Annotated in this window: 23 protein-coding genes; 14 read left to right on the forward strand and 9 right to left on the reverse strand. The window is 40.1% G+C overall.

The genetic code is table 11. The features are described 5' to 3' along the window. Positions 1-2,133: a protein-disulfide reductase DsbD family protein gene (locus QQK09_RS07720; protein ID WP_348532704.1), complete on the reverse strand. Its 2,133-nt coding sequence runs from the start codon at positions 2,131-2,133 to the stop codon at positions 1-3. A 225-nt stretch (positions 2,134-2,358) separates the two neighbouring features. Between QQK09_RS07720 and QQK09_RS07725 the strand changes: the two genes are divergently transcribed. Continuing rightward, positions 2,359-3,039, forward strand: a complete 681-nt coding sequence (locus tag QQK09_RS07725; protein WP_284203551.1) for an HAD family hydrolase — start codon at positions 2,359-2,361, stop codon at positions 3,037-3,039. Here QQK09_RS07725 and QQK09_RS07730 read toward each other — a convergent pair. After that, positions 3,002-3,904, reverse strand: coding sequence for an HDOD domain-containing protein (locus QQK09_RS07730; RefSeq protein WP_284203552.1), 903 nt, complete (start codon positions 3,902-3,904; stop codon positions 3,002-3,004). The two genes, QQK09_RS07725 and QQK09_RS07730, sit on opposite strands and share 38 nt — an antisense overlap. Before the next feature lie 81 nt (positions 3,905-3,985). Continuing rightward, entirely contained in the window at positions 3,986-4,636 is a 651-nt protein-coding gene (locus QQK09_RS07735) for a hypothetical protein (RefSeq protein WP_284203553.1), read from the reverse strand. A gap of 142 nt (positions 4,637-4,778) precedes the next feature. Here QQK09_RS07735 and QQK09_RS07740 point away from each other — a divergent pair, with 142 nt between their 5' ends. The 7 genes from QQK09_RS07740 to glpD all read left to right on the forward strand — a co-directional run bounded on the left by QQK09_RS07740 (position 4,779) and on the right by glpD (position 12,023). Beyond that, entirely contained in the window at positions 4,779-5,213 is a 435-nt protein-coding gene (locus QQK09_RS07740) for a YccF domain-containing protein (protein ID WP_284203554.1), read from the forward strand. Between the two features lie 682 nt (positions 5,214-5,895). Then, positions 5,896-6,915 carry an ABC transporter substrate-binding protein gene (locus tag QQK09_RS07745; RefSeq protein WP_284203555.1) on the forward strand — a complete coding sequence of 340 codons (1,020 nt, stop codon included), beginning with the start codon at positions 5,896-5,898 and terminating at the stop codon, positions 6,913-6,915. 56 nt (positions 6,916-6,971) lie between these two features. Beyond that, positions 6,972-7,784, forward strand: a complete 813-nt coding sequence (locus QQK09_RS07750; RefSeq protein WP_284203556.1) for an ABC transporter permease — start codon at positions 6,972-6,974, stop codon at positions 7,782-7,784. Positions 7,785-7,786: 2 nt separating this feature from the next. Then, entirely contained in the window at positions 7,787-8,575 is a 789-nt protein-coding gene (locus QQK09_RS07755) for an ABC transporter permease (RefSeq protein WP_284203557.1), read from the forward strand. A 12-nt stretch (positions 8,576-8,587) separates the two neighbouring features. Beyond that, positions 8,588-9,670 carry an ABC transporter ATP-binding protein gene (locus QQK09_RS07760; protein ID WP_284203558.1) on the forward strand — a complete coding sequence of 361 codons (1,083 nt, stop codon included), beginning with the start codon at positions 8,588-8,590 and terminating at the stop codon, positions 9,668-9,670. A 5-nt stretch (positions 9,671-9,675) separates the two neighbouring features. Next, positions 9,676-10,491, forward strand: a complete 816-nt coding sequence (locus QQK09_RS07765) for a phosphodiesterase (RefSeq protein ID WP_284203559.1) — start codon at positions 9,676-9,678, stop codon at positions 10,489-10,491. Between the two features lie 38 nt (positions 10,492-10,529). Continuing rightward, complete coding sequence (gene glpD / locus QQK09_RS07770) at positions 10,530-12,023, forward strand: glycerol-3-phosphate dehydrogenase (protein WP_284203560.1); 1,494 nt, start codon at positions 10,530-10,532, stop codon at positions 12,021-12,023. Positions 12,024-12,131: 108 nt separating this feature from the next. Here glpD and glmS read toward each other — a convergent pair whose 3' ends face one another. Further along, entirely contained in the window at positions 12,132-13,967 is a 1,836-nt protein-coding gene (glmS, locus tag QQK09_RS07775) for a glutamine--fructose-6-phosphate transaminase (isomerizing) (RefSeq protein ID WP_284203561.1), read from the reverse strand. 247 nt (positions 13,968-14,214) lie between these two features. On the opposite strand from glmS, the gene QQK09_RS07780 reads away from it, so the two are divergent. From QQK09_RS07780 to QQK09_RS07790, 3 genes are read left to right on the forward strand one after another with little or no spacing between them, the layout of a single operon-like run. Continuing rightward, positions 14,215-14,466: a hypothetical protein gene (locus tag QQK09_RS07780; protein WP_284203562.1), complete on the forward strand. Its 252-nt coding sequence runs from the start codon at positions 14,215-14,217 to the stop codon at positions 14,464-14,466. Then, positions 14,466-15,794, forward strand: a complete 1,329-nt coding sequence (gene rmuC / locus QQK09_RS07785) for a DNA recombination protein RmuC (protein ID WP_284203563.1) — start codon at positions 14,466-14,468, stop codon at positions 15,792-15,794. The genes QQK09_RS07780 and rmuC overlap by 1 nt, the downstream gene beginning before the upstream one ends. Position 15,795: 1 nt before the next feature. Beyond that, a complete protein-coding gene (locus QQK09_RS07790) occupies positions 15,796-16,272 on the forward strand; it encodes a hypothetical protein (RefSeq protein WP_284203564.1) in 477 nt (158 codons plus the stop codon). A gap of 4 nt (positions 16,273-16,276) precedes the next feature. Here QQK09_RS07790 and QQK09_RS07795 read toward each other — a convergent pair whose 3' ends face one another. The 5 genes from QQK09_RS07795 to def form a co-directional block, all read right to left on the reverse strand. Then, a complete protein-coding gene (locus QQK09_RS07795) occupies positions 16,277-17,722 on the reverse strand; it encodes a TrkH family potassium uptake protein (RefSeq protein WP_284203565.1) in 1,446 nt (481 codons plus the stop codon). Between the two features lie 13 nt (positions 17,723-17,735). Next, positions 17,736-19,112 carry a Trk system potassium transporter TrkA gene (gene trkA, locus QQK09_RS07800; protein ID WP_284203566.1) on the reverse strand — a complete coding sequence of 459 codons (1,377 nt, stop codon included), beginning with the start codon at positions 19,110-19,112 and terminating at the stop codon, positions 17,736-17,738. Positions 19,113-19,219: 107 nt separating this feature from the next. Next, entirely contained in the window at positions 19,220-20,524 is a 1,305-nt protein-coding gene (gene rsmB / locus QQK09_RS07805; RefSeq protein WP_284203567.1) for a 16S rRNA (cytosine(967)-C(5))-methyltransferase RsmB, read from the reverse strand. Continuing rightward, complete coding sequence (gene fmt / locus QQK09_RS07810; RefSeq protein ID WP_284203568.1) at positions 20,521-21,483, reverse strand: methionyl-tRNA formyltransferase; 963 nt, start codon at positions 21,481-21,483, stop codon at positions 20,521-20,523. The genes rsmB and fmt overlap by 4 nt, the downstream gene beginning before the upstream one ends. 45 nt (positions 21,484-21,528) lie before the next feature. After that, on the reverse strand, positions 21,529-22,041 hold the full coding sequence (def, locus tag QQK09_RS07815; protein ID WP_284203569.1) for a peptide deformylase: 513 nt from the start codon (positions 22,039-22,041) through the stop codon (positions 21,529-21,531). A 141-nt stretch (positions 22,042-22,182) separates the two neighbouring features. Between def and QQK09_RS07820 the strand changes: the two genes are divergently transcribed. From QQK09_RS07820 to QQK09_RS07830, 3 genes are all read left to right on the forward strand, one after another. After that, entirely contained in the window at positions 22,183-23,265 is a 1,083-nt protein-coding gene (locus QQK09_RS07820; protein ID WP_284203570.1) for a LysM peptidoglycan-binding domain-containing protein, read from the forward strand. 115 nt (positions 23,266-23,380) lie between these two features. Then, a complete protein-coding gene (dprA, locus tag QQK09_RS07825) occupies positions 23,381-24,442 on the forward strand; it encodes a DNA-processing protein DprA (protein WP_284203571.1) in 1,062 nt (353 codons plus the stop codon). A 94-nt stretch (positions 24,443-24,536) separates the two neighbouring features. Further along, entirely contained in the window at positions 24,537-25,010 is a 474-nt protein-coding gene (locus QQK09_RS07830) for a Smg family protein (protein ID WP_284203572.1), read from the forward strand. Position 25,011: the final 1 nt, after the last annotated feature.

The raw sequence follows: 25,011 nt of genomic DNA on the forward strand, positions 1-25,011 counted from the left end.
TTATTGTTCCTGAGACAAAGTGATGGCATTGATCACTGCATCACTACTTAAAATTGTGGATAACTCAATACCCTGTGGTATTGCAGGACCATAAACAATATTAAAGGGCACGCCGTAACGACCATAGGATTGTAGGTATTGGGTTATGTTATCGGAGCGTACGGTCCAATCACCTTTCATTAATATAATATCTTCAGCTTGCAATGCACTATAAACAGGGTCTTGCAGCAACACCCCAATTTTATTGGCTTTACAGGTGACACACCAATCGGCAGTGACATCAACAAATACCGTTTTTCCTGATTCAACATACTGTTTAAGTTGGGTCGTATCGAGTGGTTGCCAATGCAGATCATTGGCTAGTGGGGTTGCCCAATGTTTTGCCGTTAAACTACTGACTAACAAACCAACTGCACTTATCAACAATACTGAAGCGAGGGTGATAAGCAGTACTTTTTTACCATGTTTTCTCGTCACTAAAGTGAAAAGTATAATGAGTAATAGCGCGGTAATAAGTAGCACATAGGCGATACCGATAAAGCTCGTTAATAGGCTTAATAACCATAAACTGGTCGCTAAAATCATCAGCGCAAAAATAAGCTTAACGCTGCCCATCCATTTACCTGGTTTAGGTAATAACAGTGCAATAGAAGGGAATAGGGCAATTAACAGCCAAGGTAGTGCCATGCCTAAGCCTAATGCGCTGAAGATAACAAACAACTCAACCACTGAAGCACCTAATGCAAAAGCGACAGCCGTGCCCAGAAACGGTGCGCTACAAGGTGTTGCAAGCAGCGTGGCAAACATTCCCTGTAAAAAATGCCCCAAATAGGATTGGTCACCCTTGGTGGCTAACCAAGTTTGCATGCTTGAAGGTAGCTGAATTTCAAATAATCCCAGCATATTCGCGGCAAACAATGCGGTGATAGCAACCATCGCAGCAATGAAATAGGGGTTTTGAAACTGAATGCCCCAGCCAAGCGCTTCACCAGAGAGTTTTAATGTGAGCAGAAACAGGGCTAATAACCAAAATGAGCTCAAAATACCCAACGAAGAGGCTAAAAACTGTTTTCTAATTTGTGATTTTTTAATGCCGTGGGCACCCAAGACAGAGCTAAGTTTCATGCCTAAAACGGGTAATACGCAGGGCATGATATTAAGAATCAAGCCGCCAAGTAACGCGATAAGAAACATGGATATGATATTGGCTTCACTGTTTGAGCTGATAATAATTTTATCGCTGGTAGTACTTACTAATTCTACAGCAACATCTTGGTCAATGACGGTCGCATGAATTTTAGTATCACTTAAATCAACATCTCCCCCCCAAGTAGAAGCATCAAAGGTGGCGGTTAATTGTTTGTTAACAACACTTATCTGCGGCGTAGAAAAAAAGATGCCATCTAATTCTGGATTTTGTAAATCGACAAATAGATCTGGTTTTTGCCACTCAAACTGATTCTCAACCTGAACAACAAGTTGCTGTTTAGCTTGATTCCAATAGGATTGTAATGCTGTAATTGAGGCGCTATTTTTACCACTCTCAATGTGTGCCTCATCAATTAAAATCGGCACTGAGCCCATCGCTTGCGCATAACTAAAGGCGACATCCTGATCAATCAATAGATCAGCAATGCTAAATGACAATTCAATATCGTAATCACTTAACACACAAATAGTGGTACAAGATGCGAGGGTTAAACGGCCTTTTAACAGCGTTGGCTGATTTAAATCCTGCAACTCAATGGTTAATGGGAGGTGTATTTGGTGTTTATAACCAAGCGTATCAACACCTAACACAGGGTAGCGTTTAGGCGCAGGCCAAAACCAATTAATATTGCTGATATTTTTAGATTCTGTTTGCCACTCAAATGCTGGCGCAACACCACCTTCACCGGGAGAGCGCCAGTAAGTTTTCCACTCACCTTCAAGGTTAATATCTAATAACAGATCGGCTGTTTTAGACTGCTGGTCAACTTGCCCTGTCATTTGTGCTTGAACAGAAACGGGTTGATGCATTGGACTTATTAACCACCCGGTACTGGTTTGAATAAAATCTGCACTTTTTACAGGTAAGCTGCTAAAAAAAAGAGCAAAGGCCAGTAGGCGCATCAAAAGGGGAAGGTTGTTCAAGGTAAAGCTCCAAATCGTTGGGTATCGATTAATAAGAGAGGTTATTTTACATAAAAATTTCAATTAATTATCTTCTTTCTATCAGAGTCGATAAACCGCACAAAGTTCCTCTTTAATTAATGGTTATGTATTGAATGCTATTTCAGCGTAAATGCAAATCATCTTGGTATGCTATTTTTTGTCAAAAGTTATCGGTATCATGGTGTTTTATAAGAGGAGAGTGTAATGAATTACCAAGCGGCCATTTTTGACATGGATGGATTGTTATTAGACACCGAACGTGTTTGTTTAGAAGCTTTTCGCGATGCTTGTTATGCTTTATCCTTACCATTTTTAGAACAAACCTACCTAGGTATTATTGGTCGTAATGCACAGGGCATTGAAGAGGTATTAAGCGCGGGTTATAGCGATAAAATTGCTTATCCAACCTTAAGAGCAGCTTGGATGGATAGATACCATCCGATCGTAGAGACGCAAGCAATCCCGGTTAAAAAAGGCGTGATTGAGCTGCTTGAGTGGTTGAAATCACAAAACATCCCGATGGCGGTAGCAACATCAACACCTAAAGAGTTAGCGATTACTAAGCTTAAATTAGCTGGCCTGTATGGTTACTTCGAGCAATTATCTACTGGATGTGAGGTCAAACAGGGCAAACCACATCCCGAGATATTTTTATTAGCGGCTGAACGTTTACAGGTAAGTCCCGAACAATGCCTTGTTTTTGAAGATTCAAATAATGGCGTACGTTCGGGTATTGCGGCTAATATGCAGGTGTTTCAGATTCCAGATTTAGTTGCCCCTTGTGCAGAGGTGCTGAAGTTAGGGCATATCGTTGAAGTTTCATTACAGGAAGTACACCAAATGTTGATCAAACATGCTTCTCAATCTCAGGGCAAAGTGCAATAAATGCTATCCAAATCTGTTTATCAACAGACAACTTACTGAGCAACCTATCAATAATATCGTCATCCAAGCCTTTATTTTTTACCAGTAGGTAGGTCTCACTGAGTAGGTTGCCCTTATATAACGTGGTGGCTAGTGCTGATGAACGCACATTTCGGTGTGCTTGTAATGCATCACAATAAATTGCTGGTAATCCCCATTCTTGGGCAATGAAAAAAGAGATATCGGCAGACATTTCAGTCATGAGTGCTTTAAAAGTACGTGTGCCGGGTGAACTGCTTGGCGGCTCTGAGCGTAGCGCTTCGCATAAGCAGTTAAAGATAATTATCTTACCAATATCGTGGATTAACCCTAGGAAATAAGCGTCAAATTCATCCTGTTTTTCATCTTTGGCGAGTGCTTTACATAAAAAGGCACACTGCATCGAATGCATCCAGATTTGGCGACCAAACATCTTGTAATAGATAGGTGCTGCAGGGCGAATTTTTTTCATTAATATGGTGCTTGAGATACTCGCAATACCAGAAACTCCGATCAATGATACCGCCTTTTTCAATGACGTAATCTCACCATTTCCTGTGTAATAAAGAGAAGAGTTTGCGACTTTCAGTACTTCAATCGCCAGTGAGGGATCTTTTTCTATTACCAAAGCGATATCTATAAAGGTTGCATTATCATTTTTTAAGGTATCGATTAACTCTAATAATACGGTAGGCAGTGGAGGAATTTGATGGCTTAATTTTACTGGGTTATTGAGAATATCTCGTACATTATTTAAGGCTTTTTCTTCAATAGCATTTATTTCTGTCGACAATTGTTCTGGACCAAACATTGCGTCATAAAAAGCGCTTGAAAGTTTTTTTTGCACGAACGGTTTCCTTTTGTAAGTTATTCATTTTTATTTTGAACGTATTGTCATCATGACGTCACGCTTTTTTGTGAATTAAGTTTAGAGGCCAATACTATCAAGTATCTCCAGAAATACAGATTCTCTCTGTTTACTGGTTAATTTAGGGTATAAACGACATAAGCGAATTGCTTGTGAGAATTTGGATTTACCCAGCACACTTAAAACACGGGTAAACAGCTCTTCATCTAAAAAGAAGGTGTTAACAGCGTGGGTGACCGCATCATCTAAACAGGTGTAGTTAACGCCATCAAAGGTGAAGCTCTCATTATCTTGCTCTTCAATGAGTTGATCATTATTGATAATCACTGGCCAACCGACATAATTTATGCGCGCCTGCATCATCTTGAACATAGGCCATGCACTGCGTTTAAATCCCTCGAAAGCACTACCTTCTAATTCAGACTCCAATAGTTCTTGCTCTGTCCAGTTGGAACCGATACTGAGTACTTTTTGGTGTTTCTTGACTAAGGCTTGCTTGATTGCATCACGATAAGCATAGATTGAAGTAAAGGCACTGCGTTGCACGATACTCGCACACTCTTTACAACTCGGTAGGCAGAGTGGTTTATGGCTGACGATGTTCGCTTCGTATGCTTTTTTCGGGAAATTAATCTTTTTATCATCAGGTTCCCCACAAAACCAACAGGTATTTCGGTAATTAAAGGGTATTTCGATGCGAGGGTAAGTCACTTTATCCGTTTCCTAAACACTAATAAGGTTGTCAGGCTAAAGTTTTCCTATGATTTTAGCAACAGAAATTCTGCTTTATCTATTCTTTGCTTCTTTTTAAAAAATTATTTATTCTCATTTTTTATCTTATTTTGGAAATAGCATGATCACTTTAATCGGTAATATTATTTGGTTGTTATTCGGCGGGGTTTTTATGGGCCTAGCGTGGTGGCTGATGGGAGTCTTAGCCTTTATGACGATTATTGGCATTCCTTGGGCAAAGGCTTGTTTTGTTATAGGTAATTTTTCATTTTTACCTTTTGGTAAAGAGCCAATAGACAGGCGATACCTGACAGGGCAAGCAGATGTTGGTACTGGCGATTGGGGGTTAGTGGGTAACGTTATTTGGTGTTTATTGGCCGGAATTTGGTTAGCGCTAGGGCATCTTATTTCAGCGGTTGCTTGTGCAATGACTATTATTGGTATTCCTTTTGCCATTCAGCACTTAAAACTAGCTATCATCTCCTTTGCGCCGATTGGACAAACGATCGTTTCCAAAGAGGTCGCGCAATCAGCGAGAACAAATAATAGTAACTAGGATTTGGTAGGTTTTTTATCATTTTTAGTTCATTACTTTCGCTTTAACTGGTTCGACCAGGTGCTTGTTTGCTGTTAATTATCAATCAAGCTACCTGTTATTATGTGACAGAAATATTACGGGTATGTCACTGTACTTGACCTTTACTTGCCTTTTGTTGTGTTTTTACTTTGTTTTAAAATAGTTCTGATATTAATAATTTCTAAATATTTTTAGAGTTGGTTTACTATCCAGGCTGCCTTCATTACATACGCGTTTCAATATTAAGACCTCGACTTCTACATGCCCCCTAAATTAAAAAGGTATTTAAATTCAATCACTCACGTGTTTGATTTTTTGGTGATTACCCGTGTCTCCTCTGTAATGCAATAGTAAAAAAAATGACTTATTTCTGTCACATAATTTATCTAGTCTCGCCGTGATTTAAATTATTTAGAAGATGATTATTGAGTGCTACTAGGCCGTTGAAGTGTCTGCTCAGCGCTCTTCATTCTAATAAATGTATCTTAATAGAGCAATCGCCCGCAAAGATGAACCTAACGGGAAAGTAATTCATTTTTTCGAATTAAAAATAATTAAAAATAATTAAAAATAATTAAAAATAATTAAAAAGACGCAATCACAGAGTGAATCCAAATTTACAATTTAAATATTAACTCACCGTTAATTGTTGGAGAAAATAATGAGCATTAAAAAAATATCTAGTTTAATTGGCGCGACAGGTCTGCTTCTTGGACTCGCTGGTGCTTCCTTTCAAGCGCAAGCTTCGAATGCTATTTGTTATAACTGTCCTCCTGAATGGGCAAATTGGGGCAAGCAATTACAACTGATTAATAAAGAGTTAGGTATTCAAGTTCCGATGGATAATAAAAACTCAGGTCAGACATTTTCTCAACTAGTGGCGGAAAAAAATAGCCCTGTAGCTGATGTTGTATATTACGGCGTTTCATTTGGTATCAATGCAGCAAAACAAGATGTTGTAGAGCCTTATAAGCCTGCTAATTGGGATCAAATTCCTGAGGGAATGAAAGATCCTGATGGTAATTGGTTTGCTATCCATTCAGGTACTATTGGTTTTTTTGTTAATGAAGATGCATTAGATGGTGCTGCCGTACCACAAACTTGGGATGACCTATTAAAGCCTGAATATCGTGGCATGGTTGGTTACTTGGACCCGACAAGTGCATTTGTAGGTTATGCGAGTGCAGTGGCGATTAATGAAGCAATGGGAGGAGACATTGATAACTTTGCTCCTGCTATCGAGTATTTTAATAAATTAGCTAAAAATCGCCCAATTGTGCCAAAGCAAACATCTTATGCACGTGTTTTATCAGGTGAGATTCCAATCTTATTGGATTATGACTTTAATGCATATCGTGCAAAATATGATGATTACACAAATGCCGCTTTTGTGATTCCTCAAGAAGGCACGATTGCCGTTCCTTATGTTATGAGTAAGGTAAAGAATTCAAAAAATCCAGGAAATGGCGAAAAAATATTAGATTTTGTCCTCTCTGATAAAGGCCAACAGGTCTGGGCAAATGCTTATTTACGACCAATCATTGATGGTGTTATGGATAGCGAAGTACGAAGTAAATTCCTACCAGATAGCGATTACGCACGAGTAACTACTGTCGATTTTTCAAAAATGGCAGAAAATCAACGACAGTTTGCTGAGCTTTACCTACGTGAAGTCAACTAACCCAAACTAGATATACACTGAATGGATAATGGTACGTAAGTACCATTATTAATAATATGAAAAATACACGTATTTCTCTCTTTTTAGTTTTGCCTGCGATAATTATTAGCTTCGCTTTTTTTCTTTTACCTATCGTACAGTTATTCAAGGTCTCTGTTGTTGAAGGTAACGGTATTAGCTATTGGAATATTTTAACGCAGCCGATGTATCTGAAAAGTTTGTTATCCACGGTTGGTTTATCTACCTTCGTGACGTTTGTAAGTTTAGTGATAGCGACGATTACAGGCCTTTTTCTTACTCGTTATGAATTCTGGGGCAAGCAAGTGTTGATTGCGATGTTGAGCTTTCCACTTGCCTTTCCCGGCGTTGTTATCGGCTTCTTCGTGATTATGTTAGCTGGACGGCAGGGGTTATTTGCTCAAATTGGCCTCGCGCTTGTTGGTGAGCGTTGGATGTTTGCTTATTCGATGGCCGGTTTATTTTTAGGTTATCTCTATTTCTCAATTCCCCGTGTTGTCTTAACGGTAATGGGAGCGGCAGAAAAACTGGATCAAAACTTGATTGAAGCAGGGCGATCTTTAGGCGCTAGCCGTTGGCAAATATTTTGCGATGTTACGGTGCCAACCTTAAGACCAGGGTTGATTTCTTCAGGTTCAATCTGTTTTGCTACTTCAATGGGCGCATTTGGTACTGCATTCACATTGGCAACCAATATTAATGTTTTGCCAATGACTATTTATACAGAATTTACGCTTAATGCTAATTTTGCGATGGCAGCTGCGCTGAGCTTAATTCTTGGTTTGGTTACGTGGGTATGTTTAGGGATCGCTAAGCGACAAGGTGCCGCGTCAGTTGGTATGGGTGGATAACAATGAAAAAAGATAAATACTTTTACATGCAGCTTTTATTTACGTTAGCAGTATGTTCTTTCTTAATTGTGCCAGTGGTTATGTCTGCTGTTGCGGGTGTTACCAACAATTATTTTGTAGGTATCAAAAGTGGCTTTACCCTGCGCTGGGTAGAGCAAGTGTGGATGCTTTATTCGGATACTATCTGGTTAACGATGAAGATTGCGCTTGCTACGACGATGATCAACGTCATTGTTGGTGTGCCCTGTGCTTATGTCATGGCGAGCAGTAAAAGTCGCTGGGTCTCTGTTTTTGATGAGCTACTGACACTACCCATTGCGATACCTGGTATGGCAATTTCTCTGGGTATTATCTCGGTGTACGGTGGGTTTAGTGATTTTCGTTCTAGTTGGTTCTTCATTCTAATTGGGCACGTTATTTTTACCTTGCCATTTATGGTTAAGTCAGTGCTGGCGGTATTACAAAGCTTCAACTTTAAGGTATTAGAAGAGGGAGCTGCAAGCTTAGGGGCTAGTTTCTGGCGTCGCTTCTTTGATGTGATCATTCCAAATTGTAAAGCAGGCATTGTCGCGGGCATGTTGATGACGCTGACGCTTTCAATTGGTGAGTTCAACTTGACTTGGATGTTACATACACCACTGACAAAAACACTACCCGTTGGTTTAGCTGACTCTTATGCGTCAATGCGTTTTGAAGTGAGCTCTGCATATACATTAATTTTTCTTTGTTTAATTTTGCCGTTATTGGTATTGGCACAAATGTTAAATAATAAGAAAGTACAGAACAACTAGGTTGAGAAGACAATGACAGATAAAACAAATAGCGTTGAGATTACGTTAAAAAATATTACTAAAACATTTTCAGACGGAACACTTGCATTAAAACCAACAGATTTAACCATTAAAGCAGAAGAGATTTTGGTGCTACTTGGGCCTTCAGGTTGTGGTAAAACAACGACATTACGCCTTATTGCAGGCTTAGAGTTTGCTGATTCAAATGGTGGTTCTATTAATTTTGGTGATAAAAACGTGACCGAACTACCCATTGAAAAGCGCAAGGTTGGTATGGTCTTTCAGTCTTATGCTCTTTTTCCTAATATGAACGTGAGTGAAAATATTGTTTATGGCCTAAAAGTGCGTGGTATTGATACTGCAGTAATAGACCATAAATTGGCTGAAATGCTGAAAATGTTTGATTTGGAAAAGTATGCAAAACGAGGTGTGCATCAGCTTTCCGGTGGTCAGCGTCAACGAGTCGCACTAGCAAGAGCAATTATCACTGAACCTGATGTTTTATTGCTTGATGAGCCGTTATCTGCATTGGACGCATTATTAAAAGCGCGTTTACGAGGAGATATTCGTACATTGCTAAAGAGCCTAGGAATAACGGCCGTTTATGTTACACATGACCAAGAAGAAGCAATGGCAATGGGCGATAGAATTGCGGTACTCGACCATGGTGAAATAGCTCAAATTGGCTCCGCGAAAGAGATCTATTTACAACCTAAAAATGCTTTTGTAGCGGACTTTATCGGTCAGATGAATCGCTTTGAAGGTAACGTCATTGATGCTCAATTAGTATTGAATACGGGTAAGAAAATACCACTGTCTTCGGAAGCACTTGCTTCGTCGAATGCCAATGAAACCCTCAGCATGATGCTACGACCTGAAGATATTCGCCTTACAAAGGTAACGGATGAGCAGCACGCGTTAACAGGTATCGTCAGCAGCTCTGTATTCTTAGGGGATCGCACTCGCGTTACGCTTGAGAAGGTGCAAAAAGAGGGTAAAGTGATTGTGGATTGTTTTCAGAGAATTGAATACCCAAGTGGGCAAATTGTTGCACTTTCCTTTGAGTCAAAACACTTGATTCCTTTGCAGGGGTAATATTTATGCTTATTGCACAATTAACCGATCTACACATCAAAAAAGCGGGTAAGCACGCCTATAAAAAGGTGGATACATTAGCATGTTTAGAAAAAGCAATTTCACATATCAATGCGTTAGTTCCTTGCCCAGACCTTGTAGTGATAACGGGAGATTTAGGTGATTTTGGCACAATAGATGAATATGAACTTATTTCAAAGGCTCTCTATAAATTTACAATGCCAGTGCATATCGTGCCAGGAAACCATGATAATAGAGATAATTTGCGTCAAGTATTAGGCGAAATGACATCTTTCGATCATGCGCAATATTGTAATTTTGTGGTTGATCATCCCGATCAAGTATTGATAGGTCTAGACTCATCTGTGATTGGTGAGTCTCATGGATATTTATCAGAAGAAACGCTTTTTTGGTTAAATAAAACATTAGAAATACATAAGCAGAAATCGGTAATGCTGTTTATCCATCACCCACCAATGCCTGTAGGGCTTGGACATATGGATGTTCAAAATCTGCATAACGCTGGTGATTTATACGACATTTTAAAGCGCTTTGATAATGTGAATGGTCTTGTGGCAGGGCATTTACATAGGCCTATCTCTGCTCTGTGGAATAAAATTCCTGTCTGGGTTGGTCCTTCTCATAGCCACTCAGTGACCTTGGATTTGAAACCTGAGGCAGACTCTTCTTTTTCTTTAGAGCCCGCAGCTATTAGGTTGTTTATTTTGGATCAAGATACCGTTATATCGCACTTGAGTTATATTGATCATAGCGATGGTCCTTATCCGTTTTTTGATCAACTAGGAAACCTAATTGATTAACCTATGTTTTGCTTATCGTGTATGGAGTTATTTTTATAATGGATAATACGTCAATTTTTGATGTGCTGGTTGTTGGTGGCGGTATTAATGGCGCTGGAATCGCTGCGGACTCTGCTGGTCGTGGGTTGAAAACGGCACTTTTTGAAGCAAATGATTTTGGCAGTGCGACATCAAGTGCGAGCTCAAAGCTTATTCACGGTGGTTTACGTTATCTTGAGCATTATGAGTTTAGATTAGTTTCAGAAGCTCTTGCAGAGCGTGAGGTGATCTTAAATAAGGCGCCACACATTGCTAAGCCGATGAGATTTATACTACCACACCGTCCATTCTTACGTCCTGCTTGGATGATTCGTGCGGGGTTATTTTTATATGATGTTCTTGCGCGTAGGAAAACATTACCTGGAACGCAGACTGTGGATTTATCAGGTACAGGTTTATTTGTTGAATCGATTAAAAAAGGCTTCGAGTATTCAGATTGTTGGGTAGATGACGCACGATTGGTGTTGGCTAATATCTTAGATGCACAACAGAGAGGAGCATTGGTTCACAATTATCATGAAGTGACGAATATTGATCAGCATGATGGCTTATGGCGAGTTGCTGTTCTGGACAAAAATAGTGGAAAAATAAGTTATTATTTATCCCGTTCTGTTGTTAATGCAGCAGGGCCATGGGTAGAAAGTTTTATCTCAAATGCGATGAAGCGCCGATCTCCTAGGCGTATCCGTTTGATTAAAGGTTCCCACATTATTGTGCCGAAATTACACAATAATGAGCAGGCTTATATCTTACAAAATAAAGACCAGCGCATTGTTTTCGTGATCCCATACCTTGGTAAGTATTCGTTGGTTGGTACTACAGATGTTAATTTTGATGGCGATCCTAAAGATTGTTGCATTAGCGAGGAAGAGGTTAATTATTTAATTGATATTGTTAATCAACATTTTGTTAAGGGTATCAATCGAGAGCAAGTAGTGAGTAGTTTTAGCGGCGTAAGACCGCTTTGTGAAGATGAGTCTTCTTCACCACAAGCAATTACACGTGACTATACATTGGAGCTCGAACAAGTCGGCGAGCAACTTCCATTACTTTCTATCTTTGGTGGAAAGTTAACGACGTACCGCAAACTTTCAGAAGCTGCATTAGATAAGTTATCGCCATATTTTCCGGAGATGGGGGAATCGTGGACAGATTCTACTCCATTACCAGGAGGGGATATTGAGTCTCTTGCAATACTGATTAAAAGATTAGAAAAGCAGTATTCTTGGTTAGAGGACGAGCTATGTAGTCGTTATGCAACCCAGTTTGGCAGCGGGGTATTCAAGTTATTAGATGGATTATCCTCACAAGAGGAGCTAGGCAAAGAAATTGCACCAAACCTATTTGAAGTAGAAATAAAGTATTTATATCATTTCGAGTTTGCAAGAAAGCATGATGATATTTTATTACGCAGAACCAAGTTAGGCCTGTCTTATAATAAGGTTCAAGAAGCGGCGGTGCAGAAATACTTATCTGATTTACACAATTCTTAATTGTAACGATTAATTAAAGTAAAAAAGCATTATTACCTAAGGGGTAATAATGCTTTATTTTCAATCTTTATTGTCTGCCCACATTAGTTATATGAGGTATAACAACGATTACTCTACCGTTACTGCTTTTGCTAGGTTACGTGGTTGATCCACATCGGTACCTTTAATTAAAGCTACGTGGTAAGAAAGTAACTGCATTGGTACGGTATGGAAGATAGGAGCAACAATAGGGTCTACGTGAGGGAGTGAAATAATCTTCATGCCTTCACTCGCTTCAAAACCTGAATTTTCATCAGCGAATACATATAATAGACCGCCACGGGCACGTACTTCTTCAACGTTTGATTTTAGTTTCTCTAACAGATCATTGCTTGGTGCGATGACAACAACCGGCATATCCGCATCAACAAGTGCTAATGGACCATGCTTAAGTTCACCTGCCGCATAAGCTTCAGCATGAATGTAAGAGATCTCTTTTAGTTTCAGTGCTGCTTCCATAGCAATAGGGTAGTACTCGCCACGACCTAAGAATAAAGTGTGGTGTTTATCTGCAAAATCAGTTGCTAGTTTTTCAATCTCGGTATCAAACTCTAGTGCTTTTTCAATTTGCGCTGGTAATGAATGTAGGGCTTGTACAATTTCAGTCTCTTTTTCTTTATTGATGGTGCCCTGTTCTTTACCAATCGCAGTCACCAAGATCAACATAGCAGCAAGCTGCGTGGTAAATGCTTTCGTTGATGCAACACCAATCTCAGTACCTGCACGGGTCATGAACGCGAGATCAGATTCACGTACTAATGAAGAGCCAGAAACGTTACAAATCGACATTGCCGACATGTAACCTTTTTCTTTTGCTAAGCGAAGTGCGGCTAATGTATCTGCTGTTTCACCAGATTGTGAAAGAGTTAATAATAGGCTGTTTGGACGTACCACAAAATCGCGGTAACGGAATTCAGAGGCAATCTCAACGTCACAACTTACGCCAGCTAACGATTCAAACCAATAACGTGCAGCCATGCCTGAGTTGTAAGAGGTGCCGCAGGCAATGATTTGCACGTGCTCTACCTTAGACAGAATATCTTTTGCACCAGTACGGATGCTTTCAACCAATACGCTGTCATGGCTAATACGGCCTTCCATTGCACTGATCAACGCTGTTGGTTGCTCAAAGATCTCTTTCTGCATGAAATGGCGGTATTTTCCTTTAGTACCAGCATCATGTTCAACTGTAGATTCAAGTACTTCGCGTGTAACTGGGTTACCATTAACATCAAAAATATTAACGTCATGACGTGTTATTTCAGCCACATCACCTTCTTCTAGGTACATAAAGCGGCGTGTAACGTTTAATAATGCTAATTGGTCAGAAGCTAGGAAGTTTTCACCTAGGCCTAAGCCGATGACTAATGGGCTGCCTGATCGTGCAACCACTAAACGACTTGGGTCGCGACGATCCATCGCTACCGTGCCGTAGGCACCTTCAAGTTGTGCGGCTGTTTTTTGTAGTGCTTCAAGTAGGCTGTCACAAGTGCGTAATTCCCATTCCACTAAATGACCAATCACCTCTGTATCTGTTTGTGAAACAAATTCATAACCACGAGATTTTAATGTTTCACGCAGGCTTTCATAGTTTTCAATAATGCCATTATGCACAATTGCAATGTTGTCGCCTGACATATGAGGATGCGCATTGATTTCAGAGGGTTCACCATGGGTTGCCCAGCGAGTGTGAGCAATACCTGTTCCACCAGTAATGGGATCAGAAGTGATGGCATCAGCGAGTTCTTTTACTTTACCTAAACGTCTAACACGGTTTAGTTGCTGTTCGTTATTAACAATCGCAACACCTGCTGAATCGTAACCACGGTATTCAAGGCGTTTTAACCCTTCAAGTAAAATTTCTGCTACATCTCTTTGCGCAACCGCGCCAACAATTCCACACATAAATACTGCCCCAATAATTTAGATCGAATAATAAAACAAAGAAAAACACGCACCAAAACATACGTTCATGCATGATAGAGCATTTTTTAACAAAAAACATGCAAAAAGACGTATTTGTTGCATGTTTGTACCTGTTTCTTTAAAAAACAGTGATAACTGGTGCACAAAAAAGTTGGATTCAGCTAAAGAGAGTCGCTAAATATAAGATAACTGTTTAAAATAACAGTAACATTTTGTGGAGAAAGTTATGTTTTTAACTCAGCTTAGCCAATTTTTAATATTACTGTGGAAGTTATCGTCAGTATTTGTGATCCCAATAATTATGGTCGGTTATGTACTTGTGATGAGTAGTAACGATCCGGGCTTTAGTTTTGCTGATTTAGACCAGGGAAAAAATATCCATAAATGGGTGGTCTTTGCTATCTACCTTGCATATCTTCTGCTTTGGAACCGCAGTAATCGATTTGTTACCGCTTACCTTAAAAAGTTACAGTATTAATGAAACCAATCTCTCTTGAAATTATTATCATAGTGGCGATTGTCTTTATGATGGGGCTATTTTTACTGCTCTACTTACGCACGAAAAGCCAACTCAACACAATACAATTACTTAATGAGCAACAACATGCTTTTCACGATGAGGAGCTAGAGAATGTGAGCGTTCAGCTTGAACAATCAACGTTGCTGGTTGAGAGCTTGCAGATGCAAAATACCAAATTAACCGCGCGATTGCGTGAGTCAGAGGTGCGCTTGCAGGCAGGTGAACAGCGCTTGCGTGATCAACAAGAGAATGAAGAGAAGCTCAGCAACCAATTTGAACTGCTTTCTCAGCGTATTTTTAATGATAAATCCGCTCAGTTTAAAGCGCTTAATCAAGAGAGTGTTAGTCAGTTATTAGCCCCCTTCAAAGTGCAACTAGAGGGTTTTAAAGAGCAAGTTAATGCGTGTTACATCAATGAAAGTAAAGAGCGCTATAATTTACAAGCAGAGATTAAGAAACTGGCCAATATTAACCAGTTAATGCAGCAGGAAACGAATAATCTTACGAATGCATTAAAGGGTGATAATAAGCAAATGGGTAACTGGGGTGAGGTGGTTTTACAACGCATCTTAGAGAACTCTGGTTTACGAGAAGGGCATGAGTACGAAACACAAAGTCACTATAAAAACGAAGCGGGTCAACGCTTTTTACCCGATGTGATTGTGCATCTTCCCCAAGATAAAAATATTATTATCGACTCAAAAGTATCATTAGTGGCTTACGAACGCTTTTTTAATAGTGAAAATGTTGCGGAACAAAAAGAGGCATTAAAAGCACACGCACTTTCTGTTCGACAACATATTAAAGGATTGGCGAAAAAAGATTATCAAAATTTGATTGGTGCAAATAGCCTTGATTATGTACTGTTATTTGTTGCGGTTGAACCGGCCTTTATTGCTGCGATTGAACATGATCCTGAGTTGGTGAAGTTGGCACTGGATAATAATATTTTATTGGCGAGCCCGACCAACTTAATGATTGCGCTACGCACCATTGAGAATCTATGGCGTTTCGATTCACAAGAAAAGAATGGCCGTTTAATTGCAGCGCAAGCAAGCAAGTTATACGACAAACTGCGCCTATTTAGCCAAAATATGCTTGAGGTGGGGGCACAGTTAAATAAAGCCCAGGATAGTTATGACCATGCCCTTAAGCAATTTAGTGAAGGGCGAGGTAACTTAGTTTCACAAGCGGAATCCCTTAAAAACATGGGGGTGACGGTTAATAAGCCACTTCCAGAGCAACTCGTTGAGTTATCTAAAGGGAGTAAGTTAGAAGAGAGGTAATATGATTCGGATTTATAAACCAGGGGATCTTTCCAGCGGATGGGCTGGAGTACGTGTCTCGGTAAGTGTTAACGGTAAATCGAAACAGTTTTATTTTTCATACAGTAAATATACAGATTCAACTGCATTAAGAAGAGCACAAGATAAAGAACGTCAGTTACTTAAACTGCAATTAAAGCATGCACGTAATGATATTAAATCGAAACGTTCTAATACGGGCTTTAAAGGGTTGTCATTTACCCACGAAGTGAAAACAGTTGGCAGTAAGCGTTATGCTTATCCGGTTATTACTTTTCAGCATCGAAAAGAGGGAGAGTTAACGTCGAGAAAGTGGAGAATAAATAAACAGTTAGAACTGCCTGTGAGTATGTGGCAAGAGATATGTTTAGCGGTAAAAAATACGCGAGTATTGAGCGCAAAAACCTATGAATATATGATAAATCATCGACCTGACCCGGCTTCTCATTTTTCTCTTTAACCTATTAACGGCGCCAGAAATGGCGCGTTAACATTACAACAACCGTTAATATCTCTAAACGGCCCATCAACATACACAGCGATAAAATCCATTTTGACGCATCAGAAAAATGTGCAAAATTTCCTGACGGACCAATTTCAGCTACCAATCCGGGGCCTACGTTAGAAACCGCAGTGATAGCCGCGGTTAGTGAGGTCATTGCGCTTGATCCACAGAGTGTTAACAACAGTGCAGCAACAATAATTGTGGTCAGATATGCCAACACAAAAGCGATCAGCGAACGCAATATATCGTCACTGACAACACGATTATTATATTTTTGAGGGAACACGCCACGTGGGTGCATAAGTAACATCAATTGGCGTTTTAATAGGCTAAACGCAATCTGAAAACGAAATATTTTGATACCGCCAGTTGTTGAACCTGAACAGGCCCCTGTGAACAGCAAACCAAAAAAGATTAATACACTGAAATCACCCCAAGTAATGAAGTCATCTAAACCAAATCCGGTTGTTGTGATCACTGAAACCACATTAAACATACTTAAACGCAGTGCATCTGACCAGTTAAATTGCGCGGTATAAATTAGGTAGAAGGTTAAACTAAGCGTGCAAAACAGTACCAGTTTCAGGAAACCTCGAATCTGTGCATCTTTTAAAATGAACATCGGATTTCGATGGTTTATAGCACGCGTAAATAGCAGGAAAGGTAAGCCGCCTAAAAACATAAACAGAATTGCATTCCAATGTGCACCCTGTGAAAAACTCCCCATTGAGCCATCTGAAGTGGAGTATCCGCCTGTCGATATCGTGGTCATCGCATGGTTTAACGCATCAAAATGATTCATCCCCGCTAAGCGATAACCGATAAAACAGCAGACGCTTAAAAATAGGTATACCAGCAAAATATCGATTGCGACACGACGTGTTTTTGATTCTGCTTTATCAGACCAGTCAGAAGATTCTGTTTGGAAAAGGCGCATACCACCGACGTTTAAAAAGGGTAAAATTGCTACTCCCATTACGATAAAGCCAACCCCACCGAGCCATTGTAAAATAGAGCGCCACAGGAGGATGCTAGGGTGCATGGTATCTAAACCATGTAATACGGTACTGCCGGTGGTGGTGATGCCAGACATGGTTTCAAAAAAAGCATCGCTGTAGCTAATGTGTTCAATCAATACAAAGGGCAGTGCGGCAAAAAGGCTGGCGAGTACCCAAACAGTAGTCGTGAGTAAAAACATTTCACGAGCACCTAAGCGAGAACGTTGTTTCTCTCCACCTAGGAACAAGAAAATAAAAGAAGCAATATGGGTAATGATGATCGCCGAAAGAAATTCCACACCACCGAGGCTATTTTGATAAAAAGCCAGTGCCATTGGAAAATACATAAACACGGCCATCTTGGATAAGACTAAACCGGTGATAAAAAACAGGGGGCGATAGACCATTTACAGCACCAAATTAAAGGAAAAATGGGCTAGGTTGGAATAGTTTCTCAATGTCACTGATATATTTCTTGTTCACCAGAAATAGAATCACATGGTCATCACTTTCGACCACGGTGTCATCATGAGCGATCAATACTTCATCATTACGTACAATTGCACCAATACTGGTACCTCGTGGTAATTTTAGTTGGTTTAGTTGTTTACCTACTACTTTAGAAGTCATGCTGTCACCACGTGCGATAATTTCAATCGCTTCAGCAACACCTTCACGTAGTGAATATACATGCTTAAGGTCTGCTTTACGGACGTGTGTGAGGAGTGCGGAAATAGTTGCTTGTTGTGGTGAGATAGCGATATCTAAAATATTACCCTGCACTAAATCAAGGTAAGCCGTACGTTGAATCAAGACCATTGCTTTGCGCGCGCCCATTCGTTTCGCTAGCATTGCCGACATGATGTTCGCTTCGTCATCATTGGTAACGGTGATAAATAGGTCGATCTGTTCGATATGCTCTTCAGATAACAACTCCTGATCAGAGGAGTCACCACAAAATACAATGGTATTGGAAAGTGTTTCTGATAGATATTCTGCACGCTTCAGATTCTTTTCAATCAATTTAACGGAGTTATCTTTTTCAAGTCGTTTTGCAAGACTCTCCCCAATAAAGCCACCACCTACAATCATGATACGTTTATAGGGATATTCGAGTTTCTGCATCTCGCTCATTATTGCTTTGATATGTTGGCTTGCAGTGATGAAAAATACCTCATCATCGGCTTCAATAATGGTGGTCCCCTGTGGGCGAATCGCTTTACCACGTCTAAATATTGCAGCTACACGCGCTTCAATATTAGGCATATGCTCTTTTAAGGTTGAAATGGCGTTGCCAACTAGTGAGCCACCATAATAGGCACGGATTGCCACTAGTCCAACACGTCCCTCTGCAAAATGTGCAACTTGTAGTGCACCAGGGTGTTCTATGAGCTGGAATATGTAATCACTTACTAGCTTCTCAGGCGCTATAATATGGTCAATAGGAAAGGCGCCACTGTTAAATAACTCCTCTTCAAACATGACCATACTTTGGGAGCGAATACGTGCTATTTTTTTCGGAACGTTAAACAGAGTGAATGCAATTTGGCAGGCAACAATATTGATCTCATCGGAGTTTGTTACTGCAATTAGCATGTCAGCATCCGCAGCTCCCGCTTCACCTAACGTACGTGGACTAGATGCATTACCTTGCACCACACGTAGATCAAATCGGTCTTGTAGGTCTTGCAACTGTTCATTTGACGAATCAACAACGGTGATATCGTTATTTTCACCTACTAAGTTCTCAGCCAGTGATGCGCCTACTTGACCTGCGCCTAAAATAATAATTTTCATCGTTATCCATGATCCTGTTGATAGGGGAGTTGCTTAACTCAGTGTGTTCCATTTAGATAATAGTGCAGAGTCGAAAACCTGCACTATTTCTCTGAATTACCGTTGAATTATAGGGCTTTTTGAAGTTTCGCGTAATAGAAACCATCCATTGCATCTTCATTTGGTAATAACTGACGTCCTTGCGTATCGCTATTATATTGTTCAGATAATGGAATTAATGTGGCATCGCTTTTACTTTCTAAAAAGCTTTTAACTTGTAGTTCATTTTCATCGGGTAAGATTGAACAGGTTGCATATAATAAAATACCACCTGGTTTTAATTTTTCCCACAATGCATTAAGGATGCTTTTTTGTAATGTCACTAATTCAGCGATATCACTATCACGTCGTAACCAACGAATATCCGGATGACGACGAATAACACCCGTCGCACTACATGGCGCATCACATAAAATACGATCAAACTGCTCGCCGTTCCACCAATCGTTTGGTTTGGAAGCATCGCCATGAATAACCGTGGCTTTCAGGTTTAAGCGATCTAAGTTCTCTTGTACGCGTACTAGACGTTTCGCATCAGCATCAACGGCAACCATCTGTTTTATATTAGGTTGCAACTCTAAAGTATGTACTGTTTTACCACCAGGTGCTGAGCATGCATCTAGAATAAGCTCATCGGCTTGTGCGCCAAGGTAGTGTGCAGCTAATTGTGCAGCGCCATCTTGAACAGATACCCAACCCTCTGTAAAGCCAGGTAATTTATAAACATCGGTTGCTTTTTCTAAGCGCAATGCATTGTTGTTTTCAGCATCCGCAGCAATAAAACTAGGTAGTTCAACCTGTTCTAATAAGGCTTGATATTGAGTTCGAGTATGATGGATATTATTAACGCGTAACCACATCGGTGCTTGCTGATTATTTTCAGTCATAATGGCTGCAGCTTGCTCTTCGCCATAAGCTGCTTGTAAACGCTTAACTAGCCAACCAGGGTGGCAATATTTTAATGTATCTTGCTGATCAGCCTTTTCGATTAAGGCATCTTTTTCACGCAAAAAGTTACGTAGAACACCGTTTATCATGCCTTTCAAAGCTTGTTTTTTAAGGGCTTTGGCACCGTTTACCGTTTCACCTACCGCAGCATGGCTAGGGATACGTGTATAAAGCAGTTGATAAAAACCCACCAAAATCAAAAAGTGAAGTTCACGTTGTTTACCTTTGAGAGGTTTTTGCATCAATGAGCGACAGAAAAAATCCAGGCGCGGTAGGGTGCGTAGCACCCCATAACAAAAGACTTGAACCAGTGCTTTATCTTTAGGGTTAAGGTCTTGTTGTACAGTCGGTAGCGCTTGGGAAAGAGATTGCCCTTGTTCTACGACTTGGTTTAATACTTTTGCAGCTAATGCGCGGGTATTCATGCTTGTTCACCTTTAATGGTCAGCACAGTCCCTAGTGCAAATAACTCTTTACGTGAGTTTAATATATCTTGTACCGGCATTGCTTTTTTACCTGCAAGTTGAATCACTTGTAGGTTTAAAATATGTTTACCAGTGGCAACTTGGATACCTGTTTTATCAGCGCTAATAATTGTACCAACGGGCTGTGTTGAGCTCTCTGCGATAATGTTCGCTTTATGCACTTTAACGGGTTTATCGGCCACTTCGAAGTAACTCATTGGCCAAGGATTAAATGCACGTACACAACGCTCAATAAATTCAGCATCCTGTGTCCAATCAATCAGAGCCTCTGCTTTGCTTAATTTTTTAGCGTAATTAGCAAGCGTTTCATCTTGTACTTCAGCGCTTAACTCACCCTTTGCGAGTTGACTGATAGTATCAACGAGTACTTGTGGGGCTTGTGTCGCTAGTTTTTCATAAAGTGACGCACTAGTTTCATCACTATCAATCGGGCAACTTACCTTGGTTAACATATCACCGGTATCAAGGCCTTCATTCATCTGCATGATGGTAACGCCTGTTTCTTTATCTCCAGCCCAAATAGCACGTTGAATAGGTGCCGCTCCTCGCCATCTTGGTAGCAGAGAACCATGCACATTAAGGCAACCTAAACGTGGCGTTTGTAAAACAACGGTTGGCAAAATTAAGCCATAAGCAACAACGATCATGATATCGGCATTGAGTGCAGCAAGCTCAGAAACCGCTTGCTCAGATTTAAAGTTTTCTGGCTGGTATACCGGTAAATCGTGCTCAAGAGCTAATGCTTTTACTGCGCTCGCAGTTAGTTTTTTACCACGACCTGCAGGTCTATCCGGTTGCGTATAAACAGCAACCACATTAAATTCTGACTCAATAAGAGCACTTAAATGTTTTGCTGCAAAGTCAGGTGTACCTGCAAAAACGATGTTTAATTTTTCCACTAAAATATATTACCTACGCTGTAAATGGGCTGTAATGAAGAGTTCTTATGAAAACTTAGCGTTTTGACGCTGTAGTTTCTCAAGTTTTGCTTTAATGCGTTTCTGCTTAAAAGGTGAAAGGTAGTCGATAAACAGCTTACCTTTAAGGTGATCTAATTCATGTTGAATACAAACGGCCATTAAACCATCTGCCTCAAGAACCTGTTTCTCACCTTCAACATCAAGATATTGTAAGGTAACAAATTCACTGCGTTTTACATCAGCGTTGGTATCTGGAACAGAAAGACATCCTTCTTGAGACTCTTCTTCGCCAGATTGTTCTATAATTTCAGGATTAATGATGATCATAGGTTGGTTACGATCTTCAGAGACATCAATCACGACGATACGCGAGTGAATATTAACCTGTGTTGCAGCTAGCCCAACGCCATTTTCGTCATACATGGTTTCAATCATGTCTGCCGCAATTTTTTTGATCTCGGGTGTGATCTGCTCAACAGCTTTAGCAACGGTTCTAAGGCGTTGATCGGGAAAATGTAATACTTCAAGTAAAGCCATGATATTATCTTGCTCTATAGTTAATGTTAAAGAATACTAATTCTATACCCATGGTGCTTGAAGATGCAACAAAGCATCGTGAGGTTATGTAGGGGCTCAGTTCCTTATAAAAACAGATTTACTTACAAAACAGGGATTGTTATGAAATTTAAACGTATTACTTCATTCTTATTAGGAGCAGCACTTTCCTTTGCAGCTTTTGCTGACACGCTGATTCTAAAAGAGAATCACCCTGAAACCTATACGGTTGTAAAGGGTGATACATTGTGGGATATTTCTGCTCACTTCTTAAATACTCCTTGGTTATGGCCGCGTTTATGGCAAGCAAATAGCCAAGTAGAAAATCCACATCTTATTTACCCTGGTGACGTATTAACCTTAATTTGGGTTGATGGAGAGCCACAATTAACGCGTAAAAAATTAAAAAAATTATCACCTACTCCTCGCATAGAAGATAAAGAGGTGGCAATTCCTACTATTCCACTTGCGACCATTTCTGCTTTTTTATCACGAGATCATATTATTGAGCCCGATTTACTCGTTGCAGCACCACGATTATTAGGTGATGCTGTCGGGACTCCTCGCTTTCTTGAAGGCGATGTTTTTTATGGTCAAGGGCAATATGAAGCCGGAAAATTATATGGTATCTACCGCCAAGGCAATGATTACCTTGAACCTGAGACGGGAGAGTTTTTAGGTAAACAGTTAATTTTTATTGGTCATACGGAAGTTTCTAAGAGTATCAATGTTACTGCTACTGAACAGGCAACACCCTTTGATCTTTTAAAGAGTGCACGTGAAGCGCGTCAAGGTGACCTGATTTTACCGATTCCTGAATATGAAACGACACCCGCTTACTTTTTACCACAGCCGGTATCATCGGAAGTTGAAGGGCACATTCTAGGTGCGCTTAATAATGTCTCTGCAATTGGTAAATGGGATGTCGTTGTAATTGATAAAGGTAGTCGTGAAAATATACAAATTGGTTCACTGTTTTCTATCATGCGCTCAGGCCCTGGTGTTTTAGTCACTAAAAATAAGATTGAATATCAAAGTGATGCTAGCTCTCTTGATCAAGTGGGTAGTCCAGATATCATCATTCCAGCAGAACGCTTAGGTGAATTAATGGTCTTTAAAGTCTATGAAAAAGTAAGTATTGCTTTAGTGATGCGTAGTACTGATGCAATGGGCGCAAAATATAAAATTAAAGGTTTAGAGTTTTAATCATTAATTTGTTAGCTATCGCTTAAAGTGAGGTTAAAGGAAGGTAACTATTCAACAAAACCTATTTGAGTTAGATGAAATACCTCCTTTATCCACTGAGCATATTAAACGCTGGATGGTAGTTGATGCTATTCCAGCGTTACAAAAGCGCACTATTTTTAAACTGTTAAGCAAACACCCGCTACAGGAACTGATAAACCTACCTAGGACAACCTTAGAAAGTTACCGCTTAAAAGAGGCTCAAATTGATGCCTTATTGCATCCCAATCTCACGCAGATAGAAAAAAATATTGATTGGTTACAGTTATCTGCAAGCAGAGACATTATCTGTTTTGATGACCAACGCTACCCGCCGCAATTAAAAGAGATCAGTAACCCTCCTTTATTACTCTATGTGCAGGGCGATATCGGTTTATTATCAACCCCTCAAGTTGCCATCGTCGGCAGTAGAAATAGCACGCCTTATGGGCAAGAAAAGGCCTATCAATTTGCCCGTGAATTAGTGCAATCTGGTTTTACTGTGACCAGCGGTATGGCGATTGGGATTGATGGCTTGGCACATCAAGGAGCCTTAGATATCAATGGTAAAACCATTGCGGTGTTAGGAACTGGCCTCAATAACATCTACCCCAAGCGACATAATCAATTAGCGCAACAGATCATTGAAAATGGATTGCTTGTTTCGGAGTTTTGGCCTGATAGCCCTGCGATACCGAGTAATTTCCCGCGTCGAAATCGGATTATCTCTGGGTTATCACTTGGCGTATTGGTGGTTGAGGCGTCACAGCGAAGTGGCTCATTGATTACTGCCCGTTATGCAAATGAACAAAATAGAGAGTTGTTTGCTTTACCCGGTTCCATCGATAATAGTCAGGCTTGTGGTTGCCATCAACTTATCCAACAGGGGGCAAAACTGGTGGTCAATAGTGCTGACATTATTGAAGAGTTCAATTTTGTTACATCGCTAAATATATCCCCTATCCCTACCCCACTAATTCCCCAATCAGATGATCATGCTTTATTAAAGCATATCGACTTTCACCTCACGACACTTGAGCAACTACTCTCCCGTACTGGCCTTGATATTATCAATTTGCAAAATCAGTTAGTAGAGTTAGAGATAACTGGTAGAATTGAGGTTACTGCTGAAGGTTATACCCGTCGTTGTGAAAAATAACGGTGTTAATATTCACCCTAGTTTTCTTTATGTAGCGTATTAAACATCGTATCTTGTTTAATATCAGGTGCATATAAAAGGTAAAAGAGTAAACATGTTTGAAGTAATTATTTATCTATTTGAAAGCTATATGCAGCTTGATCAAAATATAGAGGTCGATGCGCAGGAGATCACTGAAGAGTTATTGGAGGAAGGCTTTCAACGTGCCGATATCTCCAAGGCGTTAGCGTGGTTAGATCATCTATCAGGGTTGCATGAAACTGAAGAAAGCAACCGTGTTCAACTAGCAAAACTAACTTCACATCGTGTGTATAGTGAACAGGAACAGTTTCGTTTAAACAGTGCGTGTCAGGGGTATATCTCCTATTTAGAGCAAGCTGAGATTCTCAACGGTTATACTCGTGAAATTGTAATTGATTGCGCGATGTTATTGGAGTTGAATGAACTCGAGTTACAAGACTTAAAATGGTTAATATTGATGGTGTTATTTAATGACCCAAGCAGTGAAAGTGAATTTTTACAATTAGAATCCATGTTAATGGATCTTGAAGATGGGCTGATCCATTAAT

This window comes from Psychromonas marina, assembly GCF_030161115.1.
Taxonomy (GTDB): domain Bacteria; phylum Pseudomonadota; class Gammaproteobacteria; order Enterobacterales; family Psychromonadaceae; genus Psychromonas; species Psychromonas marina.